We start from the raw sequence: 15375 nt of genomic DNA, 5'->3' as shown, positions 1-15375 counted from the left end.
GGCGGGGGTGGCGAAGGCGCGCCGAGAGGTGCGTCTGGCCGGGGTGATCGGGCGTCAGCATGTGGCCTCGGGAGGGAGGGTGGGGCCGGTGGGAGGCGAGCGGGGGCACGGGACGGCGGAGAGGTGCCGAGCGGGGGCGCACAGGGGGTGGCGCCGGGCCGGGGCCCGTGCCGGAGGTGCGGCGGCGGATGGCTGCGGCTAGACCGCCATGCCGTAGACGATGGTGAAGAGCGTCCCCAGGGAGCCGATGATGAAGACGCCGGTCAGTCCGGCCACGATCAGGCCCTTGCCCTGCTCGGCGCTGAAGGTGTCGCGGAGGGCGGTGGCGCCGATGCGCTGCTTGGCCGCTCCCCAGATCGCGATGCCGAGGCACAGCAGGATCGCGATTGCCATGACCACTTCGATCATCACGCGGGCTTCGTTGCCCAGGCTGCCGAACGGCCCCCAGTCGGGGGCGATTCCGCCGATGATGGTGGTGATGTCGCCCTTTTCGGCTGCAATGAACATGTGTGAACTCACCGCCCCTTGGTGGGTAGTTGTGTGCCCGCGCCGCATGGCACAGGTCAGCCTCTATCTTCGCTGACAAAGACGCCTTGGGATGTCGACTTGGCGGCTTTCTTTGACGGATCCCGTGGGAGTGGCGTGTGTGTGCGTGCGCAAGCCGCCCATTGGACCCATTAGTCTCACTGTGTGTATCACGGCGTGTCACGCTGAGCAATGATCATCAGGGGGAGACGGGGGCGCGGTCCGGAGGGTCGGATGGGGTTCCGGAGCGTTGAACTGGCCTGACTCCCGGGCCGTCGCGTCGAGGGTGCGGGAGTCCCGTGCCCGGCGGTGAAATGGCGGCGACGGTGGCGGGAGTCGCTCGGGGCGAGTGAATGTGGCCGGTTCTCGCCGAAGGGCGGCGCGCGGGCGGTGTACGGCGGCCGGGCCCGTCGGCTCGGGCGACGACCGTCGCAGCGGCCCCCGACGCCAGCAGGGCCGAACTCGACGTACCGCGAATGAGGTTGTCATCCTGGTGCGGGCATCGCGCCCGGCGGAGCGCCCCCTGCGCCGCGCCGTGCGCTGCCGTGCGGCGGCAATGCGCGCCCGGACGGTCGAAAGGGCGGTGAACCGCGCCTGAATGGGGGAGGGTTGGGGCGTGCGGAAATTCTGGATTGCCGGTGGGATAGGGGCGGGGCTGGTGCTCTGCCTCCTCGCGCTGCTCGTGATCGGCACGTATTCCGCCGCCGCGGGGATGGCCGGAGCCGGCGGCCGGGCCGTGGGCCTGGCGAAGGGTGCGGTGCCGGCCGCGTATCAGTCGCTGGTCGCCAAGTGGGGCACGCTCTGCCCGGCGATCTCCCCGGCGTTGCTCGCGGCGCAGCTCTACCAGGAGAGCGGTTGGAACCCGAAGGCGCAGAGCCCCGCCGCCGCGCAGGGCATGGCGCAGTTCATCCCGGGGACCTGGCAGACCCACGGCATCGACGGCAACGGCGACGGCAAGCGGGACGTCTGGGATCCGGAGGATGCGATTCCGTCCGCTGCGTCGTACGACTGCGAGCTCGCGAAGTATGTGAAGGACGCGCCGGGCAACGCCACGCACAACATGCTCGCGGCGTACAACGCGGGGGCGTACCGCGTCATCCAGTACCAGGGTGTGCCGCCGTACCGTGAGACGCAGAACTACGTGAAGACCATCACGACCCTGGCGAAGAGCTTCGAGGCGCCGGTGGGGCCCGTGGCGTCCTCGAAGCAGGCCGCCGGGGCGATCTATTACGCGCAGGAGAAGCTCGGTACGCCCTATCTGTGGGGCGGAAACGGGACAGCCGAGCAGGGCGGCAGGTTCGACTGTTCCGGGCTGACCAAGGCGGCCTATCACTCGGTGGGCATCGAGCTGCCCCGGGTGGCGAACGATCAGTGGAACGCCGGGCCGCATCCGCGGCGCAGCGAGCTGCTCCCGGGTGACCTGGTGTTCTTCGCGCACGACCTGAAGGATCCGCGGTCGATTCACCACGTCGGGATGTATGTGGGTGGCGGGTACATGATCAACGCGCCGTACACGGGTGCGGTGATCCGGTTCGACAAGATCGACACGCCGGACTACATCGGTGCGACGAGGGTCACGTCGGATGGCGCAAAAGCGCTCCCCGGCGCGAACGCTGCGTGAACATAGGGCCCTGAACTGCGGCGATGAGTCAAGCTTCGATAACGTCCTGGTGATCATTGGGTGGAGAGTGGAACGCCGGGCCCGTACATCGCGTTTCCTTTGCGTGGGGACGTAGCAGCGCTCATGGCAGCAGACGCTCGACGACCACGGGGGCCGGCAGCACACCAAGGCGCTCGCGCGCGTGAAAGATAAGGGGCCGCGGCAGATGGCTGAACTCGCATTCGAGGGGCCGAACCCGGATGTCGACGTGCTCGACGGCATCAACGGCCTCGCGAAGGACGCCCCGCACTGGGTCAACCGCGCGATGGAGTACATCGGCGAATACGGCATCATCGCCGCGCTCGCGGTGCTGTGCCTGGTCGCCTGGTGGGCCGCGCGCCGCAAGCCGAACGCACCGGCCGCCGTCGCGGGCCTGGTCTGGGCGCCGCTGGCCGCCGGACTGGCGCTGCTGGCCAACATTCCGATCCGGGCGTTCGTCGAGCGGCCACGGCCGTTCAAGGACCACGCCGGGCTGGAAGTGCTGATCCCCGGGAAGAGCGACTTCTCGTTCGTCAGCGACCACGCCACGCTGACGATGGCGGTCGGCGTGGGTCTGTTCGTCGCCCACCGCACCTACGGTCTGATCGGCATCGGTCTGGCGCTGCTCGAAGGCTTCTGCCGGGTCTACATGGGCGTCCACTACCCGACCGACGTGGTCGGCGGTTTCGCGCTGGGCACCGCCGTCGCCCTGCTGCTCGCACCGCTCGCGCAGGCCCTGCTGGTCCCCTTGACGAGCGCGATCGGCAGGTCGCGGATCGGATGGCTGGTGCAGGCGCCCGGCGTCGTGGCGGAGCCCGCGGGCGCGGCGCAGGCCGACGACGACGGCCTCGGCGACGAGGCCCCCGGTGCGACGCGGCACGACAAGCGCGACAAGGATCTGGCGGCCTGACACACAGTCGGGAGCCGGGGGACTCGCTCTCCCCGGCGCCGCGGCTGACGACCTGGCGGACACGAACGGCCCGACCCCTTCAGAGGGGCCGGGCCGTCCGTGTATGCGCCGTCAGAGCGCCTGCGGGAAGGTGCTGAAGAGCCGCTCCGGGTCGTACGTCCGCTTGACGTCCGCGAGCCGGGTGGCGGCCTGGCCGTAGTAGGCGGACTTCCAGTCGGTCAGGCCCGGGTCGGTGTAGTTCTGGTAGGCGGCGCCGGAGGAGTGGCGGCGCATCGCGGCGTGGAAGGAATCCAGCCATGCGGTGCGCGTACCGGACGATCCGTTGGACGGCCAGGAGGCCAAGTACTGGGCGAGGAAGCGCGATCCGCGGTGCACGAACGCGGTGTCGGTGCGGCCCACGCGGTTGATCGCGCCGCCCAGTGCGGTCAGCGCGACATTGCCGTTGACGCCCTTGCGGCCGGCGCTCTCGATCTGGTCGAGCACCGTGCGGATGCCGGTCGCGGAGAGCGAGCGGTCGAAGAAGTGCGAGCGGGCGGCGTAGGTTTCGCGGCCCAGCTGTCCGGCGCCGGTCTGGCCCGGCAGGGTGCCCGGCGTGTGGCACTGCGCGGTGGTCTTCGACGAACAGCCCGCGTAAGCCTCCATCGCGTCGAGATAGCCGATGCGGTTCAGCCGGACGGTGGTCGCGGGGCCGGGGCCGCCCGGCTGGTCGGCGAGCTTGTCGACGGCGTTCTGCAGTTCGCGGTAGCCGCCGAGGGAGAAGGCCGCCACGGAGACGCCGGGGGTGCCGCCGGGCCGGGCGTCGAGGTGGCAGGCGGACCATATCTCGTCGGCCTGCACCGGGCCCCACTTCTGCCAGGAGGCCAGCACCGCCGCCGCCTTGGCCCACGGCCAGGTCATGTACGCCATCACCGCGGGCGGCGCCGGGTGGGTCCGGAAGCGCAGCTCGGTGACCACCCCGAAGTTGCCGTTGCCCGCGCCGCGCAGCGCCCAGAACAGGTCGGCGTGCCGGGAGCGGTCGCAGTCGACGGTCTTGCCGTCGGCGGTGACGAGGGTGGCGCCGACGAGGCTGTCGCAGGTCAGGCCGTACGCCCGGGAGACCACGCCGTGGCCGCCGCCGAGCGTCAGGCCGGATATGCCCACGGTGGGGCAGGAGCCGCCGGGGACGGTCACGCCGTGCGGCGCCAGGCCCTCGTAGACGTCGATGAGCTTGGCGCCGGCGCCTATTCGGGTGATGCCGCCGGACGGCGCCCCGACCTTGGCGAGGGAGGAGACGTCGATGACGAGCTTGCCGTTGCCGCTGGACCAGCCGGCGTAGGAGTGGCCGCCGCTGCGGATGGCGACCGGGGCGTCGTAACGGCGCGCGAAGGCAAGGCATTCGGCTATGTCGGCAGGGTGCTTGACATAGGCGATGGCCGACGGCTTCAGCGTGTCGTAGCGGGTGTTGTAGAGGCGGCGGGCCGTCGCGTACGAGGCGTCGGAGGGGCGGACGAGGCTGCCGTCCAGGCTTTTGCCGAGTGCGCTCCACGAGGCTTTCGAGGCGGCGCCCTTGGCGGCGCGGGCGGAGGCGTCGGCCGGTACGGTCCCGGTGGCCGCCCCCGCGGCGGACCGGGAGGACGCGGCGCTCGCGCCGCCACCGGTGGCATGGCAGCCGGTGGCCCAGGCGACCGCGGTCGCCGCGAGCCCACCGCCGGTGTGCAGGAGTGTGCGCCGTTTCACTGGAGTGCCCCCTCGAAGTCGTACGGCCCGGCCCCGTCGGCCGCTCGGCCGCTGGTCGCGGGGCTCGTGCCGGGAGCGCGCGGTCGGACGGCCACGGCAATGCGCTTCCCTCGCGTCGCGGTGTGTCCGGTATTGCCGAGTGCTGTCCCGTGCCGTCCGTTTGGTCCGGTCCCGCTGTGGGGCCCGCTGTCTCATTACCCAGATGCGGAATGAGGGCGAGGGGTTCCCGCGGCGGACCGGCTCATTCCAGGTGGCGCCAGGAGGCCGGTTCGTCGGCGGCCTCGGCGGCGGTCAGGTGGCGCTCTGCGTCCGTACGCGCCTGGGAGCGTGCGCGCCGGGCCGGCCCGGACCAGCCGCAGTTGCACAGGGCCAGGCAGAAGGAACCGCGTTCGGTGGTGGCGGCCTCGTGCCGTTGAGCGGCTCCGTCCGGGGAGGCCGGCTGCGCGGCCGGGGCGCTGCCGCCGGGGGCGCCGGAGGGCCTGGCGGGACCTCGCGGCGGGTCGTGAGGGGCTCGGTCGGGCACGCGGCCACGCTACGCGCCTCGGGTGCCGGTGCGTGACGGCCCCCCGTAACAGTCGTTGAACTGGGCGGTTGGCGCTTTGTCCAACGTGCCGTTGGCGAAATGTCCGACCGTCCGGAACAGACCGGCCGGCAGCGGCCGTCTCGAACACAGCGGCCGAGGGGGCTCGTACGCGATGGTGGTGCAGGGCAGGCGAGGTGGCGGCGCGGTCACCATGGCCGTGGCGTGCGGGACGGGTCTGGCGGTCGGACTGCTGGCGACGGGCTGTTCCCCCAACGGAGCGGCGGCCGACGACCACGCGCCATCGGACCGGTCGGCCGCCGCGGACCTCCGCAGAAGCGCCGATGTGCTGCTCAGGGCCGGCACCGCCAAGGTCCGTACGGCGATGGAGACGGTGAGCGGCGGAACCCGCGTCGCCATCCGGGGCACCGGCAACTACGACTTCCGCACCAACAGCGGGCAGCTGCTGGTCGTGCTGCCCGATCCGGCGGGCCGGCCGAGCGGCGGCCACCAGCCGATCACGGAGATCCTCGCGCCGGGCGCCCTCTACATGAAGAACCGCGGCGCCGGGGTGCCCGCCGACAAGTGGGTGCGGGTCGACACCGCCTCGCTGACGGACGGGAATCTGGTGACCGGCGGCGCGACCGATCCGCTCGCCGCCGCCGAACTGCTGCGCGGGGCACGGGATGTGGCGTACGAGGGGCAGGAACTGCTGGACGGCGTCCTGGTCCGGCACTACCGCGGCACAACGGACATCGGCACGGCGGCCGCGGCCGCGTCGGCGCGCAGCCGGCCGGCGCTGGTCGCCGCGGAGAAAGGGTTCACCACCGATGCCGTGCCGTTCGACGCGTTCCTGGACGACGCCGGCCGGCTGCGCAAGGTGCGCCACCGCTTCCACTTCGCCAACGGTGTACCGAAGGGCGCGTCGGTGACCTCCACCACGGAGCTGTACGCCTTCGGCACCAAGGTCACGGTGCGCCTGCCGGACGACAGCGACATCTACGCGGGCCGGATCGCTTCGGCGGGGCGATAGGGGGCATCCGGGCGCGTGGGGCATGTGCCACAGGGGTTTTCCAGGTGGCGGAAATGGTCCATCCGTGCCATGCGCGGAGGGTGCTGCCGTCCCTACTCTGGGCGGTAACCACCAGAGGCGTGGCAAGGCGCTCGGAGGAGGAGGTGCGGTACGTGTCGCCCCACCGCCATGCGACGGTTCAGGACCATGTGGCCCTCGTCGAGATCGAGCTGACTGGTGAGTTGATGATCGCGGCGGCCGCCGCCACCGAGGATCGGCTCAGCCCGGACCGTATCGACGAGGTGCTGGACGTCGACGGGGATGAGGTCGAGGTCACGGAGTCGGTGCGGCCGTGGCCCGGTGCGGCGAGACGGTTCTAGGCGCGACGCTCCAGACGCGAGGTCGGCGACCGGAGGGTGAGGGGCGACGGCCCGGGGGGCGCAGGGTCCGGCTCGCTTTACGGGGCGGCTCGGACGGATTGCCGGTCCGGGTCAGGTGCGCAGCATCCGTTCGATGGCCTTGGTGGCCTCCTGGACCTTGGCGTCGATGGCCTCGGGCCCCTTGACGGCCGCGTCCGCGACGCAGTGGCGCAGGTGCTCCTCCAGGAGCTGGAGGCCGAAGGACTGCAGGCCCTTCGTGCTCGCCGAGACCTGCGTGAGGATGTCGATGCAGTAGACGTCTTCCTCGAGCATCCGCTGCAGACCGCGGATCTGGCCCTCGATGCGGCGCAGCCGCTTGAGGTGGGCGTCCTTTTGGTGTGCATAGCCGTGAATGCCCAGATCGTGGTTGGTCACGGCATTCGGGTCGCCTTGGGGGACAGTTTCCGGCGGGGGAGCGTCGGGGGCCGCGGCGGCTCCGGTGCTGCCGTTGGTGTCGGCGTCCGTGCTCGTCATGGCCGTCTCCCGTGGTATCTAGGCGATTCGTATACCCCTAGTGGGTATATGGTACCGAACTTTGCGGGCACCTGCGGTACCCCGTGCAAAGCATGCTGCCCGATGGGCGACACTGAAGGAATGCCGGTTAGCAGTGGCTGGATGATGCGCCTAGCATCAACCCGACCGAATCCGATGCACCCCGAGGATTTCACGTGCGCTTTCGTCTGACCCCCAGGGAGACGAGCTTCTACGACATGTTCGCCGCCTCCGCGGACAACATCGTCACGGGCTCGAAGCTCCTGATGGAACTGCTCGGGGCGGATGCCTCCGCGCGGGCAGAGATCGCCGAAAGGATGCGGGCGGCGGAGCACGCGGGTGATGACGCGACCCACGCGATCTTCCACCAGCTGAACTCCTCGTTCATCACGCCGTTCGACCGCGAGGACATCTACAACCTCGCCTCGTCGCTCGACGACATCATGGACTTCATGGAGGAGGCCGTTGACCTGGTCGTCCTCTACAAGGTCGAAGAGCTGCCCAAGGGCGTCGACCAGCAGATCGAGGTATTGGCGCGGGCCGCGGTACTGACCGCCGAGGCGATGCCCAACCTGCGGACGATGTCCCACCTCACCGAGTACTGGATCGAGGTCAACCGTCTGGAGAACCAGGCCGACCAGATCCACCGCAAGCTGCTCGCGCACCTCTTCAACGGCAAGTACGACGCCATCGAGGTCCTCAAGCTCAAGCAGATCGTGGACATCCTGGAAGAGGCGGCCGACGCGTTCGAGCATGTCGCCAACACGGTCGAGACCATCGCGGTAAAGGAGTCCTGAGCCCCGGCCATGGACACCTTCGCGCTCATCGTGACCATTGCGGTCGCGCTCGGTTTCACGTACACGAACGGCTTCCACGACTCCGCGAACGCCATCGCGACCTCGGTCTCGACGCGGGCACTCACCCCGCGGGCGGCGCTGGCGATGGCCGCGGTGATGAATCTCGCAGGTGCCTTCCTGGGCAGCGGGGTCGCCAAGACGGTCAGCGAAGGGCTGATCGCCACACCGCAGGGCAACAAGGGGATGGGAATCCTCTTCGCCGCCCTGCTCGGCGCGGTGGTCTGGAACCTCGTCACCTGGTACTTCGGGCTGCCTTCGTCCTCCTCGCACGCCCTGTTCGGCGGCATGGTCGGCGCGGCGCTCGCGGGTGGCACGGAGGTGATCTGGACCGGGGTGGTCGAGAAGGTCGTCCTGCCGATGTTCATCTCGCCCGTCATCGGCCTGCTGCTCGGCTATCTGGTGATGGTCGTCATCCTGTGGATGTTCCGTAAGTCCAACCCCCACAAGGCCAAGCGCGGCTTCCGCATAGCGCAGACGGTCTCGGCGGCGGGCATGGCACTCGGCCACGGTCTGCAGGACGCGCAGAAGACCATGGGCGTCGTGGTGATGGCCCTGGTCATCGCCGATGTCGAGGACTTCAACGACGCCATCCCGATCTGGGTCAAGCTGGCCTGTGCGATCACGCTCTCGCTCGGCACGTACGCCGGCGGCTGGCGGATCATGCGGACCCTGGGCCGGCGGATCATCGAGCTTGACCCGCCGCAGGGCTTCGCCGCGGAGACCACGGCCGCCTCGGTGATGTACACCGCGTCGTTCATGTTCCACGCGCCGATCTCCACCACGCACGTGATCACCTCCGCCATCATGGGCGTGGGCTCGACCAAGGGCTCGCGAGCCGTGCGCTGGGGCGTCGCCAAGAACATCGTGATGGGCTGGTTCATCACCATGCCGGCGGCGGCGGTGGTCGCCGCGCTGGCCTTCTGGGTCATCCAGCTCGGCTTCTCCTGACCGAACGGCACAGACGTGGGCCCGCTCCCTGGGTAGGGGGCGGGCCTTTGTGCGTGCGGGCCCTGGGGCGGCTGTGCGTGCGGCCCCGCCGGCGCCCCCTGTGCTTGCCTGACCGCTGAGCGTGCGGTCGCCTGCGGCTCGGGGGCTGCTCCCGTGCCGGCTCGTTCGGGAGGCGACCGGCTCCGGCCTCTGCACTGCCCCCTCCGCGAGGTGAGGTGCGTCACGGCAGCAGCTCGTGTGACTCCGGTCGGCAGATCCTGAGCGGCCTCCGCCGGGCGCGCCCGGCGGACGTCCGTGGTGCCGTACGACCCCCCTCCGGTCGTACGGCACCACGGAATGGGCCCGCCCCCCGGGAAGGAGGGGCGGGCCCTTCGTCATGCGGTGGCACCGCCATGCAGCACCGCAGGACGTGAGAGGGGCCACGGCGCGGCCCTGCCGCGCGACGACGCCCGGCCGCGGCGGCTCAGCCGAAGCGGCCCGAGATGTAGTCCTCGGTCGCCTGGACCGACGGGTTGGAGAAGATCCGCTCGGTCTCGTCGATCTCGACCAGCTTGCCGGGCTGCCCGACGGCCGCGAGGTTGAAGAAGGCCGTACGGTCCGAGACACGGGCCGCCTGCTGCATGTTGTGCGTCACGATGACGATCGTGAAGCGCTCCTTCAGATCGCCGATCAGGTCCTCGATGGCGAGGGTGGAGATCGGGTCGAGCGCCGAGCACGGCTCGTCCATCAGCAGGACCTGCGGCTCGACCGCGATGGCACGGGCGATGCACAGACGCTGCTGCTGGCCGCCGGACAGGCCCGAGCCGGGCTTGTTGAGGCGGTCCTTGACCTCGTTCCAGAGGTTGGCGCCCCGCAGGGACTTCTCGACGACGTCCTTGAGGTCGTTCTTCTTGTACGAGCCGTTCAGCCGCAGACCCGCCGCCACATTGTCGAAGATCGACATCGTGGGGAACGGGTTCGGACGCTGGAAGACCATGCCGACGGTGCGGCGCACGGCGACCGGGTCGACACCGGAGCCGTAGAGGTTCTCGTCGTCCAGCATCACCTTGCCCTCGACGCGGCCACCGGGGGTGACCTCGTGCATACGGTTCAGCGTGCGCAGGAAGGTGGACTTGCCGCAGCCGGACGGGCCGATGAAGGCCGTCACCGAGCGGGGCTCGACGGTCATGGAGATGTCGTCGATGGCCTTGTGGCCGCCGTAGTAGGCGGAAAGACCGCTGATATCGATTCGCTTGGCCATGGAGATCACTGCTTCTTTCCGTTGGCCCCGATCAGGCGGAGCCGCATTATCGGGTGCCTTAACGGCCGGGCCGTTCTGGTTGGTCGGACGTCGTTTCGCTTCCGCTCCGGCCGGGTGCCGTGCCCTCGTTCCTCAGGCGCGACCCCCGACCTCCGCTGCAGCTCAACTCCGTCCTCCGCGCGGGGCCTTCCAGCGGGCGATGCCACGCGCCAGCAGGTTGAGGACCATGACGAACGCGATGAGGACGAAGGCCGCCGCCCACGCGCGGTCGTAGGAGGCCTCGGAGCCCTGCTGCCACTGCTGGAAGACGTACAGCGGAAGCGACTGCTGGGCGCCCTCGAAGGGGTTGTTGTTGATCGTCTTCGCGCCCCACACCAGGAGCAGCACCGGGGCGGTCTCACCGGTGATGCGGGCGATGGAGAGCATCACGCCGGTGGTGATGCCGCCGATCGAGGTGGGCAGCACGACCTTGAGGATGGTGCGCCACTTCGGGACGCCGAGAGCGAGCGACGCCTCGCGCAGCTCGTTCGGGACGAGCTTGAGCATCTCCTCGGTGGAGCGGACCACGACCGGCATCATCAGGATCGCCAGAGCCATCGCGCCGGCGAAGCCGGACGGGCCGAAGCCGAGGATCAGGATCCACACGGACAGGACGAACAGACCCGCCACGATGGAGGGGATGCCCGTCATCACGTCCACGAAGAAGGTGACGGCCTTGGCGAGCCTGCCGCGCCCGTACTCGACGAGGTAGATCGCGGTGAGCAGACCGATCGGCGCGGCGATCAGCGTCGCCAGGCCCACCTGCTCCAGGGTGCCGATGATCGCGTGGTAGATGCCGCCGCCGGGCAACGCGTCCGGGAGGGTGCCCATCGAGTGGGACAGGAAGTAGCCGTCGAGCACCTTGGTGCCGCGGGCGACCGTCTCCCACAGCAGCGAGGCGAGCGGTACGACGGCGAGCAGGAAGGCGATCCAGACCAGGCTGGTGGCCAGCCGGTCCTTGGCCTGCCGGCCGCCCTCGACGATCGTGCCGAGGACGTAGGTGCCGACGATGAACAGCACGGCGGCTATCAGACCCCACTGGATCCTGCTGGTCAGGCCGGCGGCCAGGCCGGTGCCGACGCCGATGCCCGCCGCGACGAGCGCGAGGGCCGGCGGGGTCCAGCGGGGGAGCCGGGCCTGCTTGAGGGAGACCGGGAGCGGGCTGTCGCCGGAGTCGGTAAGCGGTCGGCGTTCCGTCATGACGTCGCTCATGCGCTGGCTCCCGAGTACTCCTTGCGGCGGGCGATGATCAGGCGGGCCGCGCCGTTGACGAGCAGCGTGATCACGAAAAGGACGAGGCCGGAGGCGATCAGGGCGTCCTGGCCGAACTCATCGGCCTCGCTGAACTTGCTGGCGATGTTCTGGGCGAACGTGCCGCCGCCCGGGTCCAGCAGGCTGGTGCCGATGAGGAAGCTGGGGGAGAGGACCGTGGCGACGGCCATCGTCTCGCCGAGCGCGCGGCCCAGGCCCAGCATGGAGGCGCTGATGATCCCGGAGCGTCCGAAGGGCAGCACCGACATGCGGACGACTTCCCAGCGGGTGGCGCCGAGCGCGAGCGCGGCCTCCTCGTGCATCTTCGGGACCTGGAGGAAGACCTCGCGGCTGACGCTGGTCACGATCGGCAGGATCATGATCGCGAGGAGGATGCCGACGGTGAACAGCGAGCGGGCGGCCCCGTCGCCGTACGCGAAGATGCCGGTCCAGCCGAGGTAGTCGTCCAGCCAGCTGTACAGGCCGGTCAGGTGGGGGACGAGGAAGAGCGCGCCCCACAGGCCGTAGATGATGCTGGGCACCGCGGCGAGCAGGTCGATCACGTAGCCGAGCGGCGAGGCCAGCTTGCGCGGCGCGTAGTGCGAGATGAACAGGGCGATGCCGACCGCGACCGGGACCGCGATGACCATCGCGATCACCGAGCTGACGACGGTGCCGAAGGCGAGGACGGCGATGCCGAACTTCGGTTCCGCCCCGGTGGCGTTCCACTCCAGGGTGGTGAAGAAGTTGGCCTTGTCGCCGGAGATGGCGAGCACGGACCGGTAGGTGAGGAAGGCCGCGATGGCGGCCATGATCACCAGCAGGGTGATGCCCGAGCCGCGGGAGAACCCGAGGAAGATCCGGTCTCCGGGGCGTACCGCCTTGCCGGAGACGGCGGAGAGCTCGTCGGAAGGCGGAGGTGGCGGGGGTGTGTCGGCTATCGACTGTGTGGAAGTCATGGTTTCTCCGGTCTGCGGAGCCGGTGGGGGCTCCTGGCGCGGCGGTGCACCGGACGGGCGGCGGCCCATGGGGCCTGACGGCCTCGGCGGCCGGGTGGCGGCCGGGTGGCCGTACGGCGGTGTGGGGCCGCCGCCCGGTGGGTCAGGAGAGCGTCTTGACGGTCTTGCGGACCTTGTCGGCGATCTCGGTGGGCAGCGGGGCGTAGCCCAGCTCCTTGAGGGCGGTCTGGCCCTCCTTGCTGGAGACGTACGTCAGGAAGGACTTGGTGGCGGGCAGCGTCTCGGCCTTGTTGCCCTTGTCGCAGGCGATCTCGTAGGTCACGAGGGTGATCGGGTAGGCGCCCTCGGCCTTGGAGGTGTAGTTGAGCTCCAGCGCGAGGTCGTCGCCCTTGCCGACCTGCTCGGCCTCGCCGATCGCCTTGGAGGCGTTGTCGACGGTGGCCTCGACCGGGGCCTTGGCGCCGGTGTTCAGCTTGGCGGTGGGGATCTTGGAGGCCGTGGCGTACGACAGCTCGAAGTAGGAGATGGCGCCGCTGGTCTGCTTGACCTGCGAGGAGACGCCGGCCGAGCCGGAGGCCGCCTGGCCGCCCTTGCCCTCCCAGGTCTTCGCGGGCTCGTGCTTCCAGGAGGCCGGGGCCGCGCCCTTGAGGTACTTGGTGAAGTTGTCGGTGGTGCCCGAGTCGTCGGAGCGGTGGAACGCCTGGATCTTGAGGTCGGGCAGCTTGGCGCCCGGGTTCAGCTTCTTGATCGCGGGGTCGTTCCAGTTGGTGATCTCCGAGTCGAAGATCTTGCCGAGGGTCGCGGCGTCCAGCACGAGGTCGTCCACGCCGGGCACGTTGTAGCCGACCGCGATCGGGCCGCCGACCATCGGGAGGTTGACGGCCTGTCCGCCCTTGCAGATCTTCTTCGACTTCGCGACCTCGTCGGGCTTGAGCGCCGAGTCGGAGCCGGCGAACGCGGTCTGGCCCTGCAGGAAGGTGGTGATACCGGCACCGGAGCCCGTGGGCTGGTAGTTGATCTCGGTGTCCTTGCAGGCGCCCGAGTAGTTCTGCACCCAGACGTCCATGGCGTTCTTCTGCGCGGAGGAGCCGGAGGCGAGCAGCTTGCCCTTGCCGTCGCACTTGATGCTGCCGGGCTTGGCGGCCGTACCGCCGGGGGAGGCGCTGGTGTCGTCGGAGCCGCACGCCGTCAGGGCCAGGGCACCGGAGACGGCGAGAGCGCCAACGGCGAGGGCGCGAACCCGGTTCTTGCGCTGAAGCTTCACTGTCGAAAGTTCCTTCCTGGGGCGCGCCGCTACGTCGGCGTGCGGGTGAGAGCAGATGGGGGCTGCCGCGGGGAGCGGGTGTCAGCCGGCCGGGCGGCGCCGGGCCCGAAGGCGTGGCGCGTACTCGGTGAGGCCGAAATTAGGCAGATCAGGTGAAGCCGCCGATGGAGGGGAGTGAACGCAGGGTGAACCTCGGCCATCAGGTGGGTGTGAGGGTGCGGTGTGCCGGAAGGCTGGGGAGAAACCGCCCGTCGCTCTGTTGAATTACCGGTCGGTATGGCAGCATCCGCGCCTGAGGCGAAGACGCGAATCGGTGCGGATCGACCGGAGGTGGCTGGTGCGGAGCCAGGGGGCACGGCAGGACGAACAGGCCGTAAAGGGCGTCTGGGACCGGTGGGGGGCCTGGGGCTTCCGGGGTGGCCGGGGTGGCCGGATCGTGACGTGCACCGCCATCGTCCTGTGCGCGATGGGTCTGCTCGGTGGCACGGCGTCCACGGCGTACGCCGAACCGGGTCCGGGGCAGGGCAAGGATTCGGACAGTCGCGCGAACGACCGGGGTGCCGGGAGTGACGGCGGCGACAAGAAGGGCGACGTCCCGCTCGACGACCCCGGCCTCAAGCGCCTGGAGGGCGTGCGCAAGAAGATCGAGGATCTCTACCGCAGGGCGGAGCAGGCGACCGACGCCTATAACGGCGCCAAGGAGCAGGTCGAGCTGCAGCAGAAGGAGATCGTGAAGCTGGCGCGGAGCATCGACACGACGCAGCACAAGCTCACCGCCCTCAAGCGGCACGCCGGTGCGCTGGCCAGTGCCCAGTACCGCGGTGGCGGAATTCCCTCCGAGGCCCGGCTGATGCTCAACACCCATCCCGAGCGTTTTCTCGACAACGCCACTCTGGTCCGCAAGGGGCAGCAGGCCACCAAAGGCGTGATCGGCCAACTGTCACGTCTCAAGGGCGACTTGGAGGGCTATTCCAAGGCCGCGACGGATCGCTGGGAGCGGCTGGAGGCGAATCGCAAGAAGAAGGAAGCCGCGCAGCGGGAGATCAAGAAGAAGATCGACGCGGCGAAGAAAGTGGAATCCCGGCTGGCCGCCGAGGAAATCGACCGGCTGAAGGAGCTGGAGGACGAGCGGGCGTTCCGGGAACAGCAGAAATGGCTCGACTCCGGCGTGTGGAAGGACATCGACAGCCGCGCGTCCGCCAAAGGCAAGAAGGCCATCGCCTACGCCACTGATCAAATCGGCAAGGATTATGTGTGGGGCGCCGAGGGACCGGACACCTTCGACTGCTCAGGGCTGACCCTGCGGGCGTGGCAGGCGGCCGGCCGGACGATTCCGCGGACGTCGCAGGAGCAGTGGCGGCAATTGGACCGGGTGCGCGTCAAGGACATGCGGCCCGGCGACCTGATCATTTATTTCACCGATGCCAGCCATGTCGGGATGTACATCGGCGACGGCGCGATCGTGCACGCCCCGCGGCCCGGCCGGCAGATCACGGTCACCGGCGCCGGTTCGATGCCGATCCTGGGTGTGGTGCGGCCCGATAAATGACCGGTTCGTTCGGTTTCCGACGGTTGTCGCCGGCG

Annotated in this window: 15 protein-coding genes; 7 read left to right on the top strand and 8 right to left on the bottom strand. The window is 69.7% G+C overall.

Translation table 11 applies throughout. The annotated features are described in order from the left end of the window. Window positions 1–198: 198 nt before the first annotated feature. Complete coding sequence (locus tag QOM21_RS15895; protein ID WP_393894892.1) at window positions 199–507, bottom strand: hypothetical protein; 309 nt, start codon at window positions 505–507, stop codon at window positions 199–201. A 634-nt stretch (window positions 508–1141) separates the two neighbouring features. Between QOM21_RS15895 and QOM21_RS15890 the strand changes: the two genes are divergently transcribed. Then, window positions 1142–2146 carry an NlpC/P60 family protein gene (locus QOM21_RS15890; protein ID WP_407550719.1) on the top strand — a complete coding sequence of 335 codons (1005 nt, stop codon included), beginning with the start codon at window positions 1142–1144 and terminating at the stop codon, window positions 2144–2146. A gap of 205 nt (window positions 2147–2351) precedes the next feature. Continuing rightward, a complete protein-coding gene (locus tag QOM21_RS15885) occupies window positions 2352–3074 on the top strand; it encodes a phosphatase PAP2 family protein (protein ID WP_407550717.1) in 723 nt (240 codons plus the stop codon). A 111-nt stretch (window positions 3075–3185) separates the two neighbouring features. On the opposite strand, the gene QOM21_RS15880 is transcribed toward QOM21_RS15885, so the two are convergent. Further along, the gene (locus tag QOM21_RS15880; RefSeq protein ID WP_407550715.1) at window positions 3186–4790 is read right to left on the bottom strand and encodes an FAD-binding oxidoreductase; all 1605 of its coding nucleotides are present in this window, start codon (window positions 4788–4790) and stop codon (window positions 3186–3188) included. 241 nt (window positions 4791–5031) lie between these two features. Then, window positions 5032–5313 carry a hypothetical protein gene (locus QOM21_RS15875; RefSeq protein WP_407550713.1) on the bottom strand — a complete coding sequence of 94 codons (282 nt, stop codon included), beginning with the start codon at window positions 5311–5313 and terminating at the stop codon, window positions 5032–5034. A 172-nt stretch (window positions 5314–5485) separates the two neighbouring features. On the opposite strand from QOM21_RS15875, the gene QOM21_RS15870 reads away from it, so the two are divergent. Both QOM21_RS15870 and QOM21_RS15865 read left to right on the top strand, forming a co-directional pair. Then, on the top strand, window positions 5486–6343 hold the full coding sequence (locus tag QOM21_RS15870; protein WP_407550711.1) for a hypothetical protein: 858 nt from the start codon (window positions 5486–5488) through the stop codon (window positions 6341–6343). 143 nt (window positions 6344–6486) lie between these two features. Next, the gene (locus QOM21_RS15865) at window positions 6487–6702 is read left to right on the top strand and encodes a hypothetical protein (RefSeq protein ID WP_407555694.1); all 216 of its coding nucleotides are present in this window, start codon (window positions 6487–6489) and stop codon (window positions 6700–6702) included. Between the two features lie 111 nt (window positions 6703–6813). Here the strand turns inward: QOM21_RS15865 and QOM21_RS15860 are convergent, their stop codons facing one another. Further along, entirely contained in the window at window positions 6814–7215 is a 402-nt protein-coding gene (locus tag QOM21_RS15860) for a metal-sensitive transcriptional regulator (protein WP_407550709.1), read from the bottom strand. 194 nt (window positions 7216–7409) lie between these two features. On the opposite strand from QOM21_RS15860, the gene QOM21_RS15855 reads away from it, so the two are divergent. Continuing rightward, window positions 7410–8030 carry a DUF47 domain-containing protein gene (locus QOM21_RS15855; protein WP_398559661.1) on the top strand — a complete coding sequence of 207 codons (621 nt, stop codon included), beginning with the start codon at window positions 7410–7412 and terminating at the stop codon, window positions 8028–8030. Window positions 8031–8039: 9 nt separating this feature from the next. Beyond that, window positions 8040–9038, top strand: a complete 999-nt coding sequence (locus tag QOM21_RS15850) for an inorganic phosphate transporter (protein WP_407550707.1) — start codon at window positions 8040–8042, stop codon at window positions 9036–9038. A gap of 463 nt (window positions 9039–9501) precedes the next feature. On the opposite strand, the gene pstB is transcribed toward QOM21_RS15850, so the two are convergent. The 4 genes from pstB to pstS all read right to left on the bottom strand — a co-directional run bounded on the left by pstB (window position 9502) and on the right by pstS (window position 13791). Then, window positions 9502–10278 carry a phosphate ABC transporter ATP-binding protein PstB gene (gene pstB, locus QOM21_RS15845; RefSeq protein ID WP_407550705.1) on the bottom strand — a complete coding sequence of 259 codons (777 nt, stop codon included), beginning with the start codon at window positions 10276–10278 and terminating at the stop codon, window positions 9502–9504. 162 nt (window positions 10279–10440) lie between these two features. Further along, complete coding sequence (pstA, locus tag QOM21_RS15840) at window positions 10441–11517, bottom strand: phosphate ABC transporter permease PstA (RefSeq protein ID WP_407555693.1); 1077 nt, start codon at window positions 11515–11517, stop codon at window positions 10441–10443. A gap of 8 nt (window positions 11518–11525) precedes the next feature. Next, window positions 11526–12527 carry a phosphate ABC transporter permease subunit PstC gene (pstC, locus tag QOM21_RS15835; RefSeq protein WP_407550703.1) on the bottom strand — a complete coding sequence of 334 codons (1002 nt, stop codon included), beginning with the start codon at window positions 12525–12527 and terminating at the stop codon, window positions 11526–11528. Window positions 12528–12669: 142 nt separating this feature from the next. Beyond that, the gene (pstS, locus tag QOM21_RS15830) at window positions 12670–13791 is read right to left on the bottom strand and encodes a phosphate ABC transporter substrate-binding protein PstS (RefSeq protein WP_407550702.1); all 1122 of its coding nucleotides are present in this window, start codon (window positions 13789–13791) and stop codon (window positions 12670–12672) included. A 436-nt stretch (window positions 13792–14227) separates the two neighbouring features. On the opposite strand from pstS, the gene QOM21_RS15825 reads away from it, so the two are divergent. Continuing rightward, window positions 14228–15340, top strand: a complete 1113-nt coding sequence (locus tag QOM21_RS15825; protein WP_407550700.1) for an NlpC/P60 family protein — start codon at window positions 14228–14230, stop codon at window positions 15338–15340. Window positions 15341–15375 lie beyond the last annotated feature (35 nt).

The sequence above is a fragment of the Streptomyces sp. Pv4-95 genome, from assembly GCF_045782725.1.
Taxonomy (GTDB): Bacteria; Actinomycetota; Actinomycetes; order Streptomycetales; family Streptomycetaceae; genus Streptomyces.
Note: the sequence above shows the minus strand (reverse complement) of the source record. Positions and strands in the feature narration are given on the sequence as shown.